Origin of the sequence: Arthrobacter sp. A2-55, assembly GCF_025548615.1 — a bacterium.
In the GTDB taxonomy this organism is placed as follows: domain Bacteria; phylum Actinomycetota; class Actinomycetes; order Actinomycetales; family Micrococcaceae; genus Specibacter; species Specibacter silviterrae.
Window position 1 is genome coordinate 1 of sequence record NZ_JAJLOZ010000038.1, and the last position, 21,175, is coordinate 21,175.

Here is a 21,175-nt window from a genome sequence, read left to right on the forward strand (position 1 = left end):
TATCTTGCATTCTTGCAAGTATTCATTGCGGAAACAGCTCAAAGTGACCTCTTTGCAGGTTTGTATCGACACCTGATCTGCTAGCGTGGTTCATCTGCTCGAACTGGCAGGAATTCCAGGTGGGTTCCCCGTGAGACGTGAGCTAGCAGAGTGTCGGTAATCCTGTACGTGGCGACTGTAGTCGCTGAAGAGCCGCACATGAGCGCGGTGTTGCTCGATCGGCTCGAATTGACGCAGCCGGCCTACTGCAGCTCGGCTCGACATGGAGGCGGATCACCCCACCTTTACCCCACGGAAACGATCGAAAAAGACCACATATGAGAACCTACGGCTGGTGTGATAAAGACCCAAAATCCGCGGAATATCAAGGAATTAACAACCGACCGCGATTGCCCAAAAATGTCCTCCTCTGAGAGGGTTTCCTAGGCTTGGTTGGCCCTGAGGATGACAGCAACCTCTGGCCCCTCAGGCACCATCTTTTTCATCGAACGCGACTGCAATGCTATGCGCCACCAAGCCGGGTGGTGATCAGGCGTGCCGTTTGTGCACAGGCCTCGCCGAGGGTTTGCAGCCGCTCCTGTGATACCCGAAATCGTGGGGCAGGGATCAGGACCGCGGCCACCGGGTCGCCGCGGTGGTCATATACCACGGCGGCCACTCCCACCTCGTCCAGTGAGGATTCGCCGTAGTTGGTTGCATACCCGCGGGTAGCGGCGTCCTTGAGCCGGAGAACGTACGCGTCGAGACTCGCTTCGTCCAGTCCGGGGTAGGAAACGGTGCCGTTGCGGAGCAGGGCGCGCACGCGATCTTCGGGCTCCTTGGAAAGGAACACCTGCACTGAGGCACTCATGGCGTCATGGTATCGGGCACCCAAAGGGGCGGTGTGCTTGACCTGCTGGGGACTGGCGATTTGTTCCACGCACATGGATTCGGAACCGTTCCACACCATCAAGGCGCTGGTTTCACCTGTCTGCTCCGTCAGCCGGCGCAGCAGGGGATAGGCAACCCGCCGCTCCTCCATCTCGGCCAGAAGAGGGCCGGCCACGGCGATCAGTCCCAGGCCCAGCTTGAACCGTCGGGAATCCGGATCCCTTTCCACCAGGTCCTCTTGTTCCAGCGTGGCAAGGATCCGGGAAACGCTGCTCTTGTGCATGCCCACGCGCTGGGCGATTTCGGTGACGCCAAGCAGTGGATCCTCGGCCGAGAAGCAGCGCAAAACGGCAATGGCATTGACTATCACCGAAGTGCCGCGAGATTCGGGAGTGACGGTGTCGTTGCGCGCCTTGGCTGCGGATGTCATCATGTCTCCATCCTTCCCTATTCCGCTGCAATTTAAATGCGTCCGCGGCGCCACCTTAGATTCGTGGCGCCGCGTATAACCGCTGGAGGGCTGGGGATTCAATCCCCGCCGGTGGGTGTTTGTGTGGTTAGGGGTTGATGATGTTGTTGGTGGGGCCGTAGCCGAATTTGGTGATGTTTTCGGCGTCGTTTTCGCCCACGACGAGGATGTCGTGTTCGCGGTAGCCGCCGGCGCCTGGCTGGTTGTTGGCCATGGTGATCATGGGTTCCATGGAGACGACCATGCCGGGTTCCAGGACTGTGTCGATGTCTTCGCGGAGTTCCAGTCCGGCTTCGCGGCCGTAGTAGTGGGAGAGGACGCCGAAGGAGTGGCCGTAGCCGAAGGTGCGGTTGGAGAGGAGTCCGTGGCTGATGTAGATCTCGTTGAGTTCGGCGGCGATGTCCTTGCAGATGGCGCCGGGCTTGATGAGTTCGAGTCCGCGTTCGTGGACTTCGACGTTGATGTTCCATAGTTCCAGGGAGCGGGCGTCGGGTTCGCCGAGGAAAAGGGTGCGTTCCAGGGCGGTGTAGTAGCCGCTGGTCATGGGGAAGCAGTTTAGGGAGAGGATGTCCCCTTGCTGGAGTTTGCGGGTGGTGGCCCAGTTGTGGGCTCCGTCGGTGTTGATGCCGGATTGGAACCAGACCCAGGTGTCGCGGACTTCCTGGTCGGGGAAGGTGCGGGCGATTTCGTGGACCATGGCTTCGGTGCCGATCAGGGCGACTTCGTATTCGGTGATGCCTTCGCGGATGGCTGCCTTGATGGCTTCCCCGCCGAGGTCCCCAATGCGGGCGCCGTGCTTGATGACTTCGATTTCCTCGGCGGACTTGATCATGCGCTGGCGCATGGCGGCCTGGGAGACGTCGGTGAGGGTGGTTCCGGGGAAGGCGGCCTGGAGCTTGTCGCGCAGGAGGACGGGGAGGGTGTCGTCTTCGACGCCGAGGCGGGTGGCCTTGATGCCGCGGCGGTTCAGGGCTTCTTGGATGCCGAAGTAGAAGTTGTCCCGGCGCCAGTCGGTGTAGACGATGTTGTCGCCGTAGCTGGTGCGCCAGGGCATGCCGGCGTCGATGTTGGCGGTGATGGAGACGGAGTCTTCGGGGGTGACGACGAGGGCGTAGGAGCGGCCGAAGTAGGTGAAGAGGTAGTCGGAGTAGTACTTGATGTTGTGGTAGCTGGTCAGGACGACGGCGTCGAGGTCCTTTTCTGCCATGATCCGGCGCAGGCCGCCGAGGCGGCGTTCGAATTCTGCGTCAGTGAACGTCAGGGGCGCCTTGGTGCCGTTGTGCAGGGTCTTCAGGCGCTCCAGTTCGGAAACGTTTGTCGCGATGGCCGGGGTGTTGATGGTCATTGTTGCTCCTTGTTGGTGTTGCATGTGCATAGTGAGGGGGGAGACTAGGGAGTGGCCGCACTAGTGCGACTGGAGGGGGTCCTTGGAGGTTTCCTTGGCGCAGGCCACCGCGATCAGGGAAACGACGGCGGCGGCCATCAGGTAGAAGCCCGGTGCCAGTTTGGACCCGGAGCTGGCAATCAACAGCGTTGCCACGAATGGCGCCGTCCCTCCGAAGATCGCGTTGGAGAGGTTGAAACTGACAGCAAAGCCGCTGTACCGGACCTTGGTGGGGAACAGCTCCGCAAGGAAGCTGGGCAGCGTGCCGTCGTTCAATGTCAACATGGCGCCGAGGAGGACTTGGACGAGCAGGATGACAACAAAGTTGCGGGTGTCCAGCAGCATGAAGGCGGGAACCGTCAGGAAGACGAAGAGAACCGATGCCGTGATGAGCACCTTCTTGCGGCCGAACCTGTCGGAGGCGAGGCCGGTCAGGAAGATGAATCCAATATAGGTGATGAGCGCAATGGTCGTGGCAACGAAGGACTCGGTCGCACCGAATCCCAACTCCTCACTGAGGTAGGTCGGCATGTAGCTGAGGATCACGTAGAAGCCGACGGCGTTCAGCAGCACGGCACCCACGGCCAGCAGCAGGGCCCTCCAGTGATTGCGGAAAAGCGCTGTGACTGGCGCCTTGATGACGTCGTCCTCTTTCTCCAGTGCGCGGAATGCCGGCGTGTCCTCCAGCTTGACGCGGATGTAACGCCCGATCAAGCCCATCGGGGCGGCGAGCAGGAACGGCAGCCGCCAGCCCCATTCGTTCATTTGTCCGGCGCTCAGGGTGACGGACAGGACGGCAGCGATGAGGGATCCGAGCAGCAGCCCGGCAGCCGTGCTGGCCGGGACCACGGCGGCGTAGATGCCTCGGCGGTTCGGCGGGGCGTACTCAACCAGGAACGCTGAAGCCCCGGCGTACTCGCCGGCCGCCGAGAATCCCTGGACCACGCGGACTACCAGCAGCAGGATCGGGGCCCAGAGGCCGATCGTGTTGTAGCCCGGGATCAAGGCGATGGCGAACGTCGCGGCCGACATGATCAGGATGGACAGCGAGAGTGCGTTCTTCCGGCCCACCTTGTCACCGATGTGGCCCCAGACGAAGCCGCCGAGGGGGCGGACAAAGAAGGAAACGGCAAACAGGCCAAATGTCAGCAACAGGCCCGTTTGCTTGTTCGCTTCCGGGAAGAATGCGCCCGCAATGGTCGCTGCCAGATAGCCATACACGGCGTAGTCAAACCATTCTACGAAGTTGCCGATGAAGCTGGCGCCAATAACCCTTCGCCGGGTGCTCTTGTCGAGGCCGGTGCCGCCGCCAGGCCGGGGCTGCCCGCTCATGCTCAACTGCCCGCCGGCGGCCGGCATCGTTGCCGTCCGGTCCGTGCTGGGGGATTTGTGATGTGTCATGGGTTCCACCAAAAATGTTGGGGTTGCATTCAATGCAACGCTGTTGCATTAGACTATGTGTGGCCCGGGTCACTGTCAAGGGTCTTGTGGGATGCAATTTGCAAGGGACGACGCAAATGCGCCGCGGCGAGAAAATACTCGCTGCGACGCATTTGGTGCAATGAATGAAATTGAGTTGTGTTCCTTCGCTAGGCGGGCACGCCCGCACGTTCGCAGGCCAGTTCCGCGGCCAGGTCGGCAACCAGGTCGTCGACGACTTGGCCGTGGAGCAGCGCGCCCTTGCTGGCGCTGGACCCGGCTGCCGAGGACAGGCAGCCGGTGGCCGGCGTGCGTTCCGGCATCACGGGAAGCCGGTCAAAGCGCGGCAGGATCGCAGCCGGGCCGTCTACCAGGCGGTCCATGGCAACCCTGGAGGGATCAAGGTGGAGCATGAGCGATGTCTCCAGCACGCCGCCATGTTCGATTTCCCAGCCGGGGAAGCCGTCGGGGTAGACCTGGGCCAGCGTCTCCTGAGTGACAAAGTCCCAGTAGGACAGGAGCAATACGCTCTCCTCCGCTCCGGGACCGATCCGCATATCCTCCAGGGCAAGGTCGATTCCTTCGTAGAGGAACTGGTAGTTTTCGAAGTGCCCGTTGATGAAGACCACGTGCCGGACGCCCTGGCTGAGGAAGGACTTGACCAGGTTCCTTGCCATGGCAATGAGGGAAGCGCCGTCGAGGCTGGTGGTCCCGGAGAGGTGATTGCCGCCGCCGGATTTCTGCTGTGACTTATATCCGTAACTGATGGGCTGGGCAACGAATGCACCCAAACGCTGCGCAACTGCCGCGGCGAATTCCGTGGACAGGATGGTGTCCGTCCCCAGCGGAAGGTGGGGGCCATGCTGCTCCAGCGAACCAACGGGGATGAGAACAACTGCGTCGCGGGATGCCAAGGCTTGACGGTAGGTGAAGGCGTCCAAGTCTTCGAGAAATACTGACCTGTCCATGCTGGTGATGCTCCTCTTTGAGTGGGGCGTGCAAGGCCTGGTTGCTGCTGGCGGGGGCCGCGGCAGCCGCATCCGGTGGGTGTTTGTGTGGTTAGGGGTTGATGATGTTGTTGGTGGGGCCGTAGCCGAATTTGGTGATGTTTTCGGCGTCGTTTTCGCCCACGACGAGGATGTCGTGTTCGCGGTAGCCGCCGGCGCCTGGCTGGTTGTTGGCCATGGTGATCATGGGTTCCATGGAGACGACCATGCCGGGTTCCAGGACTGTGTCGATGTCTTCGCGGAGTTCCAGTCCGGCTTCGCGGCCGTAGTAGTGGGAGAGGACGCCGAAGGAGTGGCCGTAGCCGAAGGTGCGGTTGGAGAGGAGTCCGTGGCTGATGTAGATCTCGTTGAGTTCGGCGGCGATGTCCTTGCAGATGGCGCCGGGCTTGATGAGTTCGAGTCCGCGTTCGTGGACTTCGACGTTGATGTTCCATAGTTCCAGGGAGCGGGCGTCGGGTTCGCCGAGGAAAAGGGTGCGTTCCAGGGCGGTGTAGTAGCCGCTGGTCATGGGGAAGCAGTTTAGGGAGAGGATGTCCCCTTGCTGGAGTTTGCGGGTGGTGGCCCAGTTGTGGGCTCCGTCGGTGTTGATGCCGGATTGGAACCAGACCCAGGTGTCGCGGACTTCCTGGTCGGGGAAGGTGCGGGCGATTTCGTGGACCATGGCTTCGGTGCCGATCAGGGCGACTTCGTATTCGGTGATGCCTTCGCGGATGGCTGCCTTGATGGCTTCCCCGCCGAGGTCCCCAATGCGGGCGCCGTGCTTGATGACTTCGATTTCCTCGGCGGACTTGATCATGCGCTGGCGCATGGCGGCCTGGGAGACGTCGGTGAGGGTGGTTCCGGGGAAGGCGGCCTGGAGCTTGTCGCGCAGGAGGACGGGGAGGGTGTCGTCTTCGACGCCGAGGCGGGTGGCCTTGATGCCGCGGCGGTTCAGGGCTTCTTGGATGCCGAAGTAGAAGTTGTCCCGGCGCCAGTCGGTGTAGACGATGTTGTCGCCGTAGCTGGTGCGCCAGGGCATGCCGGCGTCGATGTTGGCGGTGATGGAGACGGAGTCTTCGGGGGTGACGACGAGGGCGTAGGAGCGGCCGAAGTAGGTGAAGAGGTAGTCGGAGTAGTACTTGATGTTGTGGTAGCTGGTCAGGACGACGGCGTCGAGGTCCTTTTCTGCCATGATCCGGCGCAGGCCGCCGAGGCGGCGTTCGAATTCTGCGTCAGTGAACGTCAGGGGCGCCTTGGTGCCGTTGTGCAGGGTCTTCAGGCGCTCCAGTTCGGAAACGGACGTGGCGGCGGAGGAAGCGGTGACAGTCATGGTGACTCCTAGTCGGGGGTTGAAATGAGTGAGGGAAATAGGGGATTTCAGGCCAGCTGCGCCGGCTCCGGGATGTTTTCCGCGCAGGCGTCGCCGTGCTCTGCCAGCACGTCATCCTCATTCAGGCCGACGCGGATGCCCAGGGGCACTCCGGCCTTGATGCGCTTGCGAAAGCGCGGGTATCCGAGGGCGAAGTAGATCGCCGAGGAAGTGAGCGTGCCAGCCAGCCAGGAAAGGTCGACTCCGCCCATGGCCGTGGCGATGGGGCCCTGGAGCGCTGGAATTCCGCCGTACATGAACAGCCAGGTCATGACGATTCCGGCGAAGAAGGCGATGAAGGCTATCGGGTTGATGGACTTCAGGGACGTGGACTTCGAATCCAGGAACAGGTAGGAGTAGTCCTTGTGGTGACGTTCAAAGATGAAGTAGTGGACGGCCATGATGCCGCCCCAGGTGGCCACCCAGGCGACTATGGTGCCAAGCCAGGTGTCGAGGATCATCGCAAAATCCTGAGCGAACATGAAGGCGATGACTGCAATCATTGACAGGATGCCCACCAGGATGGAGAGCTTGCGGCGGGAGATCTTCACATCGAGCGCCTGGAACGCGACGCCGAAGGTGTAGAGGTTGATGATGTTGGTGGCAATCGGGCCGTGGATCACCAGGAGGATTACGGGGATGGCCATGGTGCCGAAATTCGAAACAATCAGCTCCCCGGGATCGGCTGAACCATTCTTGGTGGCGAGGCTGGCACCGAGGATGCCGAGCCAGACGACTGGCAGAAACTGGCCTAGAACGCTGACCAGGAACAGCTTGGCCGGCTTGACCTTGCGGCTGACGAAGCGGGAGTAATCGGGGGCGTATGTGAACCAGCCGATCCCCCATCCGATGCCGATGACAGTCATGATCGCGGACATGGCCGCGATGCGCGGCATGCCCTCCAGAACGTGGCCGGCGGGTCCGGCGTAGCCCCAGTTGATGTCAAGGTGGGTCCACGCGATGATGGACATTGCCACCAGGACGATGATCGTGGGCGGCATCGTGATGCGTTCAAACTTGGCGATGGCGCGGTATCCGCGGTAGCAAATCGCCACCTGAATGGACATGATTGCGGCAGCGACGAGGATGCGCACCGGAATGTTTTGCTGATGGGGGTCGACCCAGCCGATCATGCCGAACAGTGCCATAACCAGGTCCAGGATGACCCAGGTGTTCACGGCGGACCAGCCGATGGCGATGGTGGCTTGGATGGCGGCCGGCAGGTAGGCGCCGCGCCGCCCAAAGGCGCCGCGCGCCAGCAGCATGCCTGTTGCACCTGTTCGTTGGCCAAGGATGACGAAGAAGCCAAACCCGGCCATGCCGATTGCGTTTCCGACAATCAGCACGATCAGGGTGTCGCGCAGTCCAAGGCCAAGCTGGATCCCGAGTGCTCCGAGTATCCAGTTGATGGGGGCGACGTTGGCACCTGCCCAAATCCAAAACTGGCCGGAAAGCTTCGTGGTGCGTGCCGATTCGGGGATCGGTTGCAGCACATCTTCAACCTCGACGGTCGCGGATTCATGCGACCGAAATCTGGTGCGGTTCATGCGGGTCTCGATTCACTGCGTTGTGATGGGGAGTGCGAGCTTGAACTAGTTTATGGGTGACTTGGCCCACAACATAGAGACATTATGGATAGACTAAGGTGAAACTAAGCGACTAAATGTCATCCATCATTTGGGAGATATCAATGATTACGCTTGCCGAAGTTCTCGCCTCCCAAGCCATGTCAGCAGCAGACCCCTGGCTCTGCAGTAACGTGCCCGGCACACTGCAGCGCGTTGTTCGGTGGGTTCATTCCAGTGAAGTCCTCGAAATTGCCCCGCTTCTGCGCGGCGGGGAGCTGCTGCTGTCGGGCGGCGAGGCGTTGCTGGCCCTGCCAGCAAAGGAGCAGCGTGATTATGTCCGCAGCCTGGCGGGACGGAACATCGCGGCGCTGGCCGTGCAGACGGCCGGTCAGACGGCCACCTTGCCGGACGGGCTCATTGACGCAGCCAATGACCACGGGTTGCCGCTGATCGAGCTGCGCACCGTTGCGCCGTTCGTCGACATTGCTGAGGCCGTAAACCGCCGGGTGGTCAACGAGCAGGCGGACGCCCACCAAGTCGTTGACGCAGTCTCGCGACGCATTGCCCGCCAGATCACCGACCGCGGACCGCACTTGCCGGGCATCCTTGAGATGGTGGCCACGGCCTTGTCAGCGGAGGTCTCGTTGGCAGCTGCGGACGGCTTTCCGCTCGGCCATGCCGGCGGTCCCGTGGAGGGGAAATGTTCGACGGCGGAGGCTCGTATTGTCGTCGGCGGACAGCTGGCCGCGCAGTTGACCTTGCGGTCCCCCTCCCCGGACCCGTTCCTGATGGAACTGGCGGCAGACCGGCTCTCGGGCATCTTGGGGCTGGCGCTGGCGCAGTCCTTCAGGCCCACGGCGGCTCAGGTGGCCGAGGCGCGCCTACTGGAGGCGGTGGTCGACGGTAGCGATGCTGCAATGGTCGAGGGCCTTTGGCTGCAGGCTGGGCTGCCGCCGGGCCAGGCCGCCGCCGTGGCCATCTTCCGATCGGCCGGAAGGGAAGCGGACTTCCCCGCCGTCGGACGTGCCTTGCGCGCCAGGGGAGTGGGCACCCGGTCCCACTTGAGGGACGGGGAGCTGGCTGTGCTGTTTGTCATGGCGCACGAGGATGCCCGTGACGCGCGGGGGAGGTTGCTAGCCGCCGCTCAAGACGCTATACGGGGATCCGAAATCTGCGGGGCTTTCGGTCCGACTGTGGCAGATGGCTTCGGCGCGCATGCCTCCCACGTGGAGGCCCAGGCCGTATTGACCCTCGGCAGGCCCGCCAGCGGGCGGGTGCTTGACGCGATGGACTTTTTGGGACGGCGGATCCTCGCGGCAGTGCCCGATCCGGCGTTTATGGGCCCTTACGTTTACTCAAATGTCGGGGAACTGCAGGAATGGGACAGAAAGCATGGCACGGCCCTGCTGGCCACGCTGGTTTGCTGGCTGGATTCAGGCTGCAACACGACAGGCTCGGCACAAACGCTGAACATTGAGCGGCAAACCATGCACAAACGCCTGAGCAAGATCCAGGAGCTGCTTGGCGGGAACCCGCGGACTTCCGGCAGGTTGTTTGACATCCACATTGCTGCCAGGGCGGCAGCCGCAGGATTGCCGGTAGCTGCCAGGGGTGCTTTCTAAAGGACGCTGCGGACGGTCTTTTCAAAGCTGGTGACGTGCTCCAGTGCCAGGCTCCCGGCTAGCTCGGAGTCGCCGTCGGCGATGGCCTCCAAGAGGTTGACGTGTTCGGCAATGTGCCCGGCCACGGACGGGATCTTGTCCAGCACGAGGCACCAGATGCGTGTCGCCAGGTTGTCGTAACGGATGAGTACATCCTCCAGATGCGGGTTCGCGGCGGCCGCATAGATTTGCCGGTGGACCATGATGTCGTAGCGCATGAGCGCCAACTGGTCAGCGCCGGCCGGATCCGAGGCCGCAATGTCTGCCGCCAACGTCCGCAATCTAGCCTTCATGCCGGCTGTCGCGCTTCGGGATGCCCGTCGGGCCGCCAGTGGTTCCAGGAGTTCGCGGATTTCGGAGATGTCGGCCAGTTCCGTGATGTCCACGCGCGTCGCGAAGGTGCCCCGGCGCGGGTAGGAAACGACCAGGTGGTCGCTTTCGAGCCTCTTGAGGGCCTCTCGGACGGGGGTGCGCCCTATGCCCAGTTGCCCGGCGAGTGCCTGGTCGTTAATGGCGTCGCCCGGGCGGATTTCCAGCATGATCAGCTGGTCGCGCAGGTGGCGGTAGGCCTGTTCGGAGAGCGGCAGGGTGGAGTCCCCGGCCACCTCTTGTGCCACGGCAAGGCTCATCGTGTCCCCTTTTCATCTCTGTCGTCCGCATCGTCCAGGATGTCCCGCGGCAGTTATTTCCACGAACCGCTTGACGATGGGTGATCTACAACATATTGTTGCACTCAATCTAATATATCAGTTAAGTATTAGTTCACTTTTAGTTGTGCATTACATCTAATTTGCAAAGGAGCAACCCATGGTAGATGTGCTCACCGGCACCCTGGCCGGCGTGGACGCCGAGGTCGACGCGGCCATTGCGGCGGAACTTGTGCGCCAGCAGTCAACGCTGGAAATGATCGCGTCCGAGAACTTTGCCCCGACCGCCGTCATGGAGGCGCAGGGCTCCGTGCTGACAAACAAGTACGCGGAGGGCCTTCCCGGCAAGCGCTACTACGGCGGGTGCGAGCACGTTGACGTGATCGAGCAGTTGGCCATCGACCGTGTCAAGGCCCTGTTCGGGGCCGAAGCCGCCAACGTCCAGCCGCATTCCGGTGCCCAGGCCAACGCCGCTGCCATGTTCGCGCTGCTAGATCCGGGCGACACCATCATGGGCCTGGACCTGGCACACGGGGGACACCTCACCCATGGCATGCGGATCAATTTCTCCGGCAAGCTCTACAACGTGGTTCCGTACCATGTGAATGAATCCGACATGATGGTGGACATGGCCGAGGTGGAGGCGCTGGCGCTTGAACACCGGCCCAGGTTGATCGTGGCCGGTTGGTCCGCTTACACGCGCCAGCTCGACTTTGCTGAGTTCCGGCGCATCGCAGACCTGGTGGGCGCCTATCTCATGGTGGACATGGCCCACTTTGCAGGCCTGGTCGCGGCAGGCCTGCACCCGAACCCGGTGCCCTTCGCCGACGTTGTCACCACCACCACGCACAAAACCCTGGGCGGCCCGCGCGGCGGCGTCATCCTCAGCCGCGAGTCCCTGGCCCGCAAGATCAACTCGGCCGTGTTCCCCGGCCAGCAGGGCGGGCCGCTGGAGCACGTGATCGCGGCAAAGGCCGTGTCCTTCAAGATCGCCGCTTCCGAGTCCTTCAAGGACCGCCAGGAACGCACCCTGGCCGGGGCCAAGATCCTGGCCCAAAGGCTGCTGGCATCGGACGTCGCCGAATTTGGGATCTCCGTGGTGGGCGGCGGCACCGACGTCCACCTGGTCCTGGTGGACCTTCGCAATTCCGAACTGGACGGCCAGCAGGGAGAGGACCGCTTGCACCGCATCGGCATCACCGTCAACCGCAATGCCGTCCCCTTTGACCCCCGTCCGCCGATGGTCTCCTCGGGGTTGCGCATCGGCACCCCGGCCCTGGCCACCCGCGGATTCGGCCCGGCCGAATTCACCGAGGTTGCCGACATCATCGCAGAAGCCCTCAAGGGTGAGCTCAGCGAAGAGTCTGCTGTCCTGCTGCGCGACCGTGTCAGTGTACTGGCCGAAAAATTCCCGCTGTACCCGCTCCTCTCGACCGAGTCCACCCCGAACGGAGTTGCCCCGTGACTACCGAACACCTGCCGGAACACCCGGAATTCCTGTGGCGCAACCCGGACCCCAAAAAATCCTACGATGCGGTTATCGTTGGCGGCGGCGGCCACGGCCTGGCGACCGCCTACTTCCTGGCCAAGAACCACGGAATGACAAACATTGCCATTCTGGAAAAGGGCTGGCTGGCCGGTGGGAACATGGCCCGGAACACCACCATCATCCGCTCCAACTACCTGTGGGATGAAAGCGCCGCCATCTATGAGCACTCCCTGAAATTGTGGGAGATCCTCCCCGAGGAGCTCGAGTACGACTTCTTGTTCAGCCAGCGCGGGGTCATGAACCTGGCCCACACCCTGGGCGACGTGCGCGAAAGCGTACGGCGGGTGGGCGCCAACCAGCTTAACGGGGTCGACGCGGAATGGCTGGACCCGAAGCAGGTCAAGGAACTGTGTCCGATTCTGAACATCAGCGACAACATCCGCTACCCCGTCATGGGGGCCACCTACCAGCCGCGGGCCGGCATCGCCAAGCATGACCACGTCGCCTGGGCCTTCGCCCGCAAGTGCGACGAACTCGGTGTGGACATCATTCAGAACTGCGAGGTCACCGGCTTCATCAAGGAAGGCAACAAGGTCACTGGCGTCCGGACCAGCCGCGGCACCATCAACACCGAAAAGGTGGGTCTCTGCGCGGCCGGGCACAGCTCGGTCCTGGCCGAGATGGCCGGCTTTCGGCTTCCCATCCAGTCACACCCCCTGCAGGCCTTGGTCTCCGAACTGCACGAGCCGGTGCACCCCACGGTGGTCATGTCCAACCACGTTCACGTCTACGTCTCCCAGGCCCACAAGGGCGAATTGGTGATGGGGGCCGGCGTCGACTCCTACAACGGCTACGGCCAGCGCGGTTCCTTCCACGTGATCGAGGAACAGATGGCCGCCGCCGTCGAGCTTTTTCCCATCTTCGCCCGGGCCCACGTGCTGCGCACCTGGGGCGGGATAGTGGACACCACCATGGATGCCTCGCCCATCGTGGGCACGACCCCGGTGGAGAACATGTTTGTGAACTGTGGCTGGGGGACCGGCGGGTTCAAGGGCACCCCGGCCGCCGGGCTGACGTTTGCGCACACCATCGCCACGGGCGCCCCGCACACGCTGAACAAGCCCTTCTCGCTGGAACGGTTTGAAACGGGCGCGCTCATCGATGAACACGGCGCCGCCGCCGTGGCCCACTAGTCCGGCCCCGAGAGTAGATAAGGAACACACAATGTTGTTGTTTTCATGCCCCAACTGCGGGCCGCGCAACGAAACCGAATTCCATTATGGGGGGCAGGCCCACGTGGCCTACCCCGAACACCCGGAGGAACTTTCCGACCGCCAATGGGCTGAGTACCTCTTTTACCGCCAGAACACCAAGGGACTCTTTGCCGAGCGCTGGGTGCACAGCACCGGCTGCCGCAAGTGGTTCAACATGGTCCGCGACACCGTCAGCTATGACATCAAGGCCGTGTACCGCATGGGCGAACAGCCGCCGGCTGGCCTGATCCCCGCCGGCACGGGAAGCACCTCCCCCACCCAGCATGCACCGGAAGGAGCAAAGCCATGACCGAACAGAACCAAGCCCGGCAGAACCAGCCCAACAGGCTCGCCGGGGGCGGCCGGATTGACCGCAGCATCACCTTGGACTTCACCGTGGACGGTGTCGGCTATTCTGGCCACCCGGGCGACACCGTGGCCTCCGCGCTGATTGCCAATGGCCGCCTGGCCGCCGGGAACTCGCTCTATGAGGACCGCCCCCGCGGCATCCTTTCCGCCGGCGTTGAGGAATCCAACGCCCTCATCAAGGTCACCGGCCGCTTCCCCGGACACGCCGCCGAATCCATGCTCCCCGCCACGGCCGTGTCCCTCGTTGACGGGCTCGACGTCGAATTCCTCTCCGGCCTCGGCAAGCTTGACCCCGTCGATGACGAAGCACTGTACGACAAAAAGTACGTCCACACGGACGTCCTGGTGGTCGGCGGCGGACCCGCCGGGCTTGCCGCTGCCCAGGCCGCCGCCAACACCGGGGCTCGCGTCATTCTCATTGACGACCAGCCGGAATTGGGCGGTGCCCTGCTCTCCGGCCGCGACGAGCACGTCAACGGCACCCCCGCCTTGGACTGGGTGTCCGGCATCGAGGCCGAGCTGCTTGCCAACACGGAATGCACGGTGCTGCACCGCACCACCGTGTTTGGCTCCTACGACAGCAACTTCCTTCTCGCCTTGGAGAACCGTACCGACCACCTGGCGGAAGATCCGGGCGGCGCCGTATCCCGTCAGCGCATCTGGCACATCCGCGCCAAACAGGTGGTCCTGGCCACCGGCGCGCACGAACGCCCGATCGTCTTTGAAAACAACGACCGGCCAGGCATCATGCTCGCCTCCGCAGCCCGCAGCTACCTCAACCGCTATGGCGTCGCGGCCGGTTCACGGGTGGTCATTGGCACCACCAACGACAGCGCCTACCAGCTCGCCATGGACCTGCTGGCAGCCGGGGTGGAGGTAGCCGCCATCGTTGACGCCCGCCCGCAGCTTTCCCCGCTGGCCGCCGCGGCCGCCGAGAGCGAGCACGTGCGCGTCATCAACGGCAGCGCCGTGGTCAACACCTCAGGCGTTTCCCGCGTCCACGGCGTCACGGTTTCGGCGATAGACGACGACGGCGCCCCCGTCGGCCGGATGGAGGAAATTGAGGCCGACCTCCTGGCGGTCTCCGGCGGCTGGAGCCCCGTGGTGCACCTGCACAGCCAGGCGCAGGGGAAGGTCCGCTGGGATGTGGAGCTGGCCGGTTTTGTGCCGTCCACCACCGTGAAGAACCAGCAGGTGGTGGGGGCCGGCCGCGGCAGCTACGCCCTGGCTGACTGTGTGGCTGAGGGCGCCACCGCCGGTTCCGTAGCCGCCGTCAACGCCGGATTTGCCACGGCCGGTGCCGTTGCCGCCGCGACTGCCGCTGCGGCCCGTCCGGCCCGCCCGGCGCAGCCCATGGGCCCCACCCGCGCCCTGTGGCTGGTCGGCGGGACGGAAGGGACGGCGTCGGACTGGCACCACCACTTCGTGGATTTCCAGCGCGACCAGAGCGTGGCCGACGTCTGGCGGTCCACCGGGGCCGGGCTGCGCAGCGTGGAGCACATCAAGCGCTACACCTCCATCAGCACGGCCAACGACCAGGGCAAGACCTCCGGCGTGAACGCGATCGGCGTCATCGCGGCCGCGTTCCGCCAACAGGGCACGGAGGTGGATCCCGACATCGGCGCCATCGGCACCACCACCTACCGGGCGCCGTTCACGCCGGTGCCCTTTGTTGCACTGGCCGGGCGCCAGCGCGGCGAGCTTTTCGACGCAGCCCGCCGCACCTCCATCCACACCTGGCACGAGGACCGCGGCGCCCTGTTCGAAGACGTGGGACAGTGGAAGCGCCCCTGGTACTACCCGCTGCCGGGCGAGGACATGGACGCCGCCGTGCTGCGCGAATGCGCCGCCGTCCGCGACTCCGTGGGCTACATGGACGCCACCACGCTGGGCAAGATCGAGATCCGCGGCAAGGACGCCGGGGAATTCCTGAACCGGATCTACACCAATGCGTTCAAAAAGCTCGCCCCCGGCTCCGCCCGCTACGGGGTCATGTGCACCCCTGACGGCATGATCTTCGACGACGGCGTTACCCTGCGCCTGGACGAGGACAGGTACTTCATGACCACCACCACCGGCGGCGCAGCCAAGGTGCTGGACTGGCTGGAGGAATGGCAGCAGACCGAATGGCCCGAACTGGATGCCACCTTCACCTCCGTGACGGAGCAATGGACCACCATCGCCGTCGTGGGACCCAAGTCGCGTGCCGTGTTGGCCAAGGTGGCTCCGAAGCTGGACCTCTCCAATGAGGCATTCAAGTTCATGACGTTCAAGGAGACGGTGCTGGCCTCCGGCATTGCGGCCAGGGTGTGCCGCATCTCCTTCTCCGGCGAACTCGCCTACGAGATCAATGTCCCGGCCTGGTACGGGCTCTCCACGTGGGAGGCCGTGACGGAGGCGGGAGCGGAATTCAACATCACTCCGTACGGCACCGAGACCATGCACGTGCTCCGAGCCGAGAAGGGCTACCCGATCGTCGGCCAGGACACGGACGGCACTGTCACCCCCCAGGATGCGGGCATGGAATGGGTGGTCTCCAAGGCCAAGGACTTCATCGGGCGGCGTTCCTACCAGCGCACCGATGCGGTCCGCGAAGGCCGCAAGCACCTGGTCAGCGTGCTGCCTGTGGACCACTCCATCCGCCTGCCGGAGGGCACGCAACTGGTAGAAACCGGCGTGAGTGTGAACCCCGCCTACGGGCCCGTCCCCATGGAGGGATTCGTCACCTCCAGCTACCACAGTGCCGCCCTGGGACGGTCCTTCGGGCTGGCCCTGATCAAGAACGGGCGAAACCGGATCGGCGAACGCCTTGTCGCCGCCGTCGGCTCCAAGCTCGTGGACGTGGTTGTTGGGGAAACAGTACTTTTTGATGCCGAAGGGAAACGCCGAGATGGTTAACACAACAGCAAACACTGAGGTTCGGGGGCTCCGCCGGAGCCCCGCAGCCCACCTGTGGACCGACTTTGCAGTCGGGTCCGTGGCGGGGGAGCGCGGGGTCACCCTGCGTGAAATCCCGTTCCAGACCATGGTCGGCATCCGCGTCGATCCGTCCTCCGAAGCGGGCCGGCGTATCGGCACAGTCACGGGCGGCCTGCCCTTGGCCTGCGGGAACGTCACGTCCGGGCCTTCCGGGCTGGCCGTGCTGTGGCTTGGGCCGGACGAGTTCCTCGCCATTGCCCCGGACAACGGCGGCGTCGACGGCGGCATCCTGGCCGCCGCATTGGTCGAAGCACTGGGCGAGAGCTCCGGCCAGGTGGTGGATCTGTCCAGCAACCGGACCACCCTTGAACTGGCCGGGCCCAGTGCCCGGGACGTATTGGAGAAAAGCTGCGCGGCGGACCTTCACCCGCGCGCCTTCGCCCCCGGAACGGCCATCACCACCGAAATCGGCAAGATTCCGGTGGTTCTGTGGAAGACCGGGCCGGAAACTTTCCAGATCTTCCCGAGGGCCTCCTTCGCCGACCACCTCGGCCGCTGGCTCCTTGACGGCATGGGCGAATTCGCCGCTGCGGGCAGCCCGACATGGCACTGAGCGTCCTTGACCTGTTCTCCGTTGGCATCGGGCCCTCTTCCTCCCACACGGTGGGCCCGATGCGCGCGGCCAGGCGTTTCGCCGACGGTCTGGCGCGCGACGGCGAGCTGGCCGGCGTCGTGCGAGTCAAGGCCGAGCTCTTCGGCTCCCTTGGCGCCACAGGACGCGGACACGGCTCCGACAAGGCCGTCGTGCTGGGGCTGGCGGGCCACGACCCCGAAACCGTGGACACCCACCGGGCGGACGACCTGGTGGCCGAGGCCGCCCTGGACGCGGCCCTGATGCTGGCCGGCACCCACAGGGTCGACTTCAACTTCAACGAAGACATCATCCTTCACCGGCGCAAGTCACTGCCGGCACACCCCAACGGCATGACGTTCCGCGCCATCGACCACCTGGGCGCCGTGGTGCGCGAGCGCAGCTACTACTCCGTCGGCGGCGGCTTTGTCGTGGACCAGGAAGCCGTGGGCGCCGATCGGGTGATCATGGATGAAACCGTGCTGCCCCACCCCTTCACCACCGCCGACGAGCTGCTGGCCACCTGCAAGAGGGAAGGCCTGTCCATTTCCGAGGTCATGCTCGCCAACGAACTGGTGTGGCACACGGAGGAGGACCTGCGCGCCAAACTGCTGAACATCTGGTCCGTCATGCAGGACTGCGTGACCAATGGCTGCAATGCCGGGGGCATCCTGCCCGGCGGACTGAAGGTGACACGGAGGGCGCCCGGGCTGCTGCGGGACCTGCAGGCCCCCGAGGATGCCGGCGACCCATTGCGGGCCATGGAATGGGTCAACCTCTTTGCCCTGGCCGTCAACGAGGAAAACGCCGCCGGTGGGCGGATTGTCACCGCACCCACCAACGGGGCAGCCGGGATCATCCCAGCCGTGCTGCACTATTACATGAAATTTGTGCCGGGCGCCAACGACGACGGAGTGGTCCGGTTCCTGCTGACCGCCGCGGCCATAGGCATCCTCTTCAAGCTCAACGCCTCCATATCCGGCGCCGAGGTGGGCTGCCAGGGCGAAGTAGGGTCGGCCTGCTCCATGGCCGCCGGCGCCCTGTGCGAGGTGCTCGGCGGGACCCCCATCCAGGCGGAGAACGCCGCCGAGATCGGCATCGAGCACAACCTGGGCCTGACCTGCGACCCCGTGGGCGGGCTGGTGCAGATTCCCTGCATTGAGCGGAACGCCATTGCCAGCGTCAAGGCAATCAACGCCGCACGGCTGGCCCGGCACGGGGACGGAAGCCAAAAGGTTTCATTGGACAAGGCGATCAAGACGATGCGCCAGACAGGAGCAGACATGATGAGCAAGTACAAGGAAACCTCCCGCGGGGGCCTGGCAGTGAATGTGATTGAGTGCTGAGATGGGTGTCTTCGAGCAAGGGCCGGATTCGGCCCAGTACGTCTTGACCCTGGACTGTTCGGACTGCCCCGGAATTGTCAACCAGTTGTCGGGCGTGTTGCTGGGACAGGGCGCGGACATCATTGAACTGCGCCAGTTCAGCGACCGGCTGCACCTGCGCCCGGTTCCGGGGCAGCAGGAGCCGGACGGCCATTTCTTCATGCGCCTGCACTTTGCCGCACCGGCGGGGGAGGCGGCGCTGGGGGCGTTGCGTGCCGGGATCCATGAAGTTGCCGCCCTCCACGGGATGCGCTGGGAGCTGCGCCCCCATGGCGCCAAGCGCCGCGTGCTGATTATGGTGTCGAAGTTTGGACACTGCCTGAACGACCTGCTGTTTAGGACGCGGACGGGGGAACTGCCCGTTGACGTGGTCGCCGTCGTCTCCAACCACCCTGACCACCAGCGGCTGGCCGAATGGCATGGCATCCCGTTCCACCATGTACCTGTCACGCCCGAATCGAAACCCGCCGCCGAGGCGAGGCTGCTCGAGCTCGTGGACGCGTACGACGTCGAACTGGTCGTTCTGGCCCGCTACATGCAGGTGCTCAGTGACGGGCTCACCCGAAAGCTCGAGGGCCGGGCCATCAACATCCACCACTCTTTCCTGCCAGCGTTCAAGGGCGCCAAGCCATACCACCAGGCATATGCGCGCGGAGTCAAGACGGTGGGCGCCACTGCCCACTACGTCAATAGCGAGCTGGACGAAGGGCCCATCATCTCCCAGCAGGTCATTGAGGTGGACCACACCTTTGGCCCGGAGGACCTGGTGGCGGCGGGTCGGGACACCGAGTGCAAGGCCCTTAGCAACGCGGTCCGCTGGCATTGCGAGGGACGTGTCGTTGTCCAGGGGAACCGGACCATCGTGCTTCGCTGAACGACCAAAATCTGCCACGTCCGGATTGCCGAGTGCCAAAGTGAAACCGGATATTTGGCACTGTGCGTAGTTGCGACGAGCTTCCGTTTCGCGGAAGGTGTTGCTGGCGTCGCGACACCGGAAAAACGTCACCGTCTCGTCGAATTTATGGCTACAACTGGGTCAACCGCGACGTTTCCGATTGACCGCTGCGCTAGTCCCGGGATGCCGATCAGTTGCAGACGGCCTACGCCATCCCGAGTCCGCCGATTTCGGGTTGGCGGGTGTGGGGTGGATGGTAGGCGTTGTGGCGGCTGGTGGCCCAGTCGGAGAGGATGTCGTCGCGGAAGAGGTTGTTGGCGAGTTGGGCTAACCGGTAGTCAGGGTCTGCTTCGAGGGCTTTTTGGAAGCATTGGTGGGCTTTGCTGCCGTGGCCTTACCACCATTGGATGACGCCGAGGCTGGTGAGCACGGGTGCGGTATCGAGCCCGTCGGCGCGCATTCCGATGGAGGAGGAACGTATTGGGAGGGACCAGCTGATTTTCGGCCGGTCCTTTTCCACTCCGATCACCACGCATGCCGCGATGTGCCCGGTCATGGGGGTGTATGCGCAGCAGGCCAGTGCCCGCCTGGCCAAACACAACCTGCAGGCAAAGGTGTTGACCGCGTTTGCCGCGACGTGCCAGTACTACCCAGCGGACACGTCCTACCCGTCCGTGGTGGTGCCTTTGCCGATACCGACGGCGGACCCGGTGCTGCTGGGCCGGGCCGCGTACGCGCTGGTGCCTCGGATCCTCGAGGGCGCACCTGGTCCAGTCAGGAGCGGGGAAGCTGGTAGCTGAAAGCGACGAGTCTTTGGAGCAGTCTGACCGCCGAACCATTGCCCGGCACCTTCAACGGCTAGAGGTGGGCGGGGAACTTCTCTCCATGCACAGCCAATCACATGAGGAGCCACTTTTTTGGGTCAGCGATGCCGTCGACTGGTGACACCAACGTGGTGGGGATTGGATCCGAAAGGTCGCCGCGCTTGCGCAGGAAGTAGTCGATTGCAGCCGGTAAATAACGCGAGCCTAGCTCGTCATACCATCCGGAAGACTGCCAAGCTCACTTCGCAGGGCTACTGCCCCTTGCATGGCAAATTCCACCGGGTCACTCACCGGTGTAACGACTCTAGGCCGAGTGGGGGCAGAAGCAACCTGGTCCCGCCAGACTGGGCCCGGAACGGCGGCAAATCCGCTGGAGGGGTGGCGTCATCCTTGCGTTTGAGCACTGGCTTCCCCTTACAGTCCACCCTACGGTTTCCCCGCGGAAACGATCGAAAATTACCACATGGGAACACCTGCGGCTGTTATGAAAATGTCCCAGAATCCGCGGAATATCAATCATATTAACTACCGACAGCAACGGCCCAAAGCTGTCCCCTGAGAGCAGGCAGTCGTTCGAATCTTCCTTGCCCACCCCGAAAGCCCCCTGAGCTGCGGAAAACGGCAGTTTGGTGGGCTTTGCTTGTGCCGAAAATGGGACTAGCCAGACGGAAACCACACGCTTTGGATCGAATTGGCCCCAAGGTGTCCAGAAATTTTGGTGCCTTGTGTGTAGGGGCGCCATTCCGAAGGAGTGGCAAACCCGCGAATCCAAAGTGTGCATCGAGCGACGCAGCACCCTGTCATTGATCGGGACCAAGCGCGGTGCGTCCGCCGGGGGTATCATTCCGCTCTGGTCGATTACATCTACAACGCCGGCTGTGGAATGGGTTCGTCGATCCCGGCGTCCGGCTGGACCCGCCCCTCTCACTGATCCTCGATGAGATCGCGAACCTTCCACCGTGGCCGGGCCTGCCGCTAGTGCAGTCAAACGGCGGCGGTTCCGACGAACGCGAGCTCGCGGTCCTGGCCGGCCTTGT

General features: G+C 63.7%; 15 protein-coding genes and 1 pseudogene. 9 read left to right on the plus strand and 7 right to left on the minus strand.

All coding sequences use genetic code 11. The features are described from left to right. Positions 1-502: 502 nt before the first annotated feature. From LPN03_RS11725 to LPN03_RS11750, 6 genes are all read right to left on the minus strand, one after another. Positions 503-1,300, minus strand: a complete 798-nt coding sequence (locus tag LPN03_RS11725) for an IclR family transcriptional regulator (RefSeq protein ID WP_370875261.1) — start codon at positions 1,298-1,300, stop codon at positions 503-505. A 127-nt stretch (positions 1,301-1,427) separates the two neighbouring features. Further along, positions 1,428-2,684, minus strand: a complete 1,257-nt coding sequence (locus LPN03_RS11730) for an aminopeptidase P family protein (protein ID WP_165181049.1) — start codon at positions 2,682-2,684, stop codon at positions 1,428-1,430. 60 nt (positions 2,685-2,744) lie between these two features. After that, positions 2,745-4,055, minus strand: coding sequence for an MFS transporter (locus tag LPN03_RS11735; protein WP_240901718.1), 1,311 nt, complete (start codon positions 4,053-4,055; stop codon positions 2,745-2,747). A 257-nt stretch (positions 4,056-4,312) separates the two neighbouring features. Continuing rightward, entirely contained in the window at positions 4,313-5,110 is a 798-nt protein-coding gene (locus tag LPN03_RS11740) for a creatininase (protein ID WP_262454353.1), read from the minus strand. Between the two features lie 91 nt (positions 5,111-5,201). Next, a complete protein-coding gene (locus LPN03_RS11745; RefSeq protein ID WP_165181046.1) occupies positions 5,202-6,458 on the minus strand; it encodes an aminopeptidase P family protein in 1,257 nt (418 codons plus the stop codon). A 47-nt stretch (positions 6,459-6,505) separates the two neighbouring features. Then, positions 6,506-8,044, minus strand: a complete 1,539-nt coding sequence (locus LPN03_RS11750; protein WP_165181045.1) for a purine-cytosine permease family protein — start codon at positions 8,042-8,044, stop codon at positions 6,506-6,508. Between the two features lie 143 nt (positions 8,045-8,187). On the opposite strand from LPN03_RS11750, the gene LPN03_RS11755 reads away from it, so the two are divergent. Beyond that, positions 8,188-9,687 (plus strand): PucR family transcriptional regulator, encoded by a 1,500-nt coding sequence (locus tag LPN03_RS11755; protein WP_262454354.1) that lies wholly within the window; start codon positions 8,188-8,190, stop codon positions 9,685-9,687. On the opposite strand, the gene LPN03_RS11760 is transcribed toward LPN03_RS11755, so the two are convergent. After that, positions 9,684-10,355 carry a GntR family transcriptional regulator gene (locus LPN03_RS11760; RefSeq protein ID WP_165181043.1) on the minus strand — a complete coding sequence of 224 codons (672 nt, stop codon included), beginning with the start codon at positions 10,353-10,355 and terminating at the stop codon, positions 9,684-9,686. The two genes, LPN03_RS11755 and LPN03_RS11760, sit on opposite strands and share 4 nt — an antisense overlap. A gap of 178 nt (positions 10,356-10,533) precedes the next feature. Between LPN03_RS11760 and glyA the strand changes: the two genes are divergently transcribed. The 8 genes and pseudogenes from glyA to LPN03_RS11800 all read left to right on the plus strand — a co-directional run. Continuing rightward, a complete protein-coding gene (glyA, locus tag LPN03_RS11765) occupies positions 10,534-11,838 on the plus strand; it encodes a serine hydroxymethyltransferase (protein ID WP_165181042.1) in 1,305 nt (434 codons plus the stop codon). After that, entirely contained in the window at positions 11,835-13,055 is a 1,221-nt protein-coding gene (locus tag LPN03_RS11770; protein WP_165181041.1) for a sarcosine oxidase subunit beta family protein, read from the plus strand. Before glyA ends, LPN03_RS11770 begins: the two co-directional genes overlap by 4 nt. Before the next feature lie 31 nt (positions 13,056-13,086). Continuing rightward, positions 13,087-13,425, plus strand: a complete 339-nt coding sequence (locus LPN03_RS11775) for a sarcosine oxidase subunit delta (RefSeq protein ID WP_165181040.1) — start codon at positions 13,087-13,089, stop codon at positions 13,423-13,425. Then, entirely contained in the window at positions 13,422-16,382 is a 2,961-nt protein-coding gene (locus LPN03_RS11780) for a sarcosine oxidase subunit alpha family protein (protein WP_165181039.1), read from the plus strand. Before LPN03_RS11775 ends, LPN03_RS11780 begins: the two co-directional genes overlap by 4 nt. Next, positions 16,375-17,016, plus strand: coding sequence for a sarcosine oxidase subunit gamma (locus LPN03_RS11785; RefSeq protein ID WP_165181038.1), 642 nt, complete (start codon positions 16,375-16,377; stop codon positions 17,014-17,016). The genes LPN03_RS11780 and LPN03_RS11785 overlap by 8 nt, the downstream gene beginning before the upstream one ends. Next, positions 17,007-18,380, plus strand: coding sequence for an L-serine ammonia-lyase (locus tag LPN03_RS11790; RefSeq protein ID WP_165181037.1), 1,374 nt, complete (start codon positions 17,007-17,009; stop codon positions 18,378-18,380). The genes LPN03_RS11785 and LPN03_RS11790 overlap by 10 nt, the downstream gene beginning before the upstream one ends. Before the next feature lies 1 nt (position 18,381). After that, positions 18,382-19,293 carry a formyltetrahydrofolate deformylase gene (gene purU, locus LPN03_RS11795; protein WP_165181036.1) on the plus strand — a complete coding sequence of 304 codons (912 nt, stop codon included), beginning with the start codon at positions 18,382-18,384 and terminating at the stop codon, positions 19,291-19,293. 479 nt (positions 19,294-19,772) lie between these two features. Further along, positions 19,773-20,108, plus strand: a pseudogene (locus tag LPN03_RS11800) (DNA polymerase V subunit UmuC); the annotation flags it as partial. Between the last annotated feature and the right edge of the window lie 1,067 nt (positions 20,109-21,175).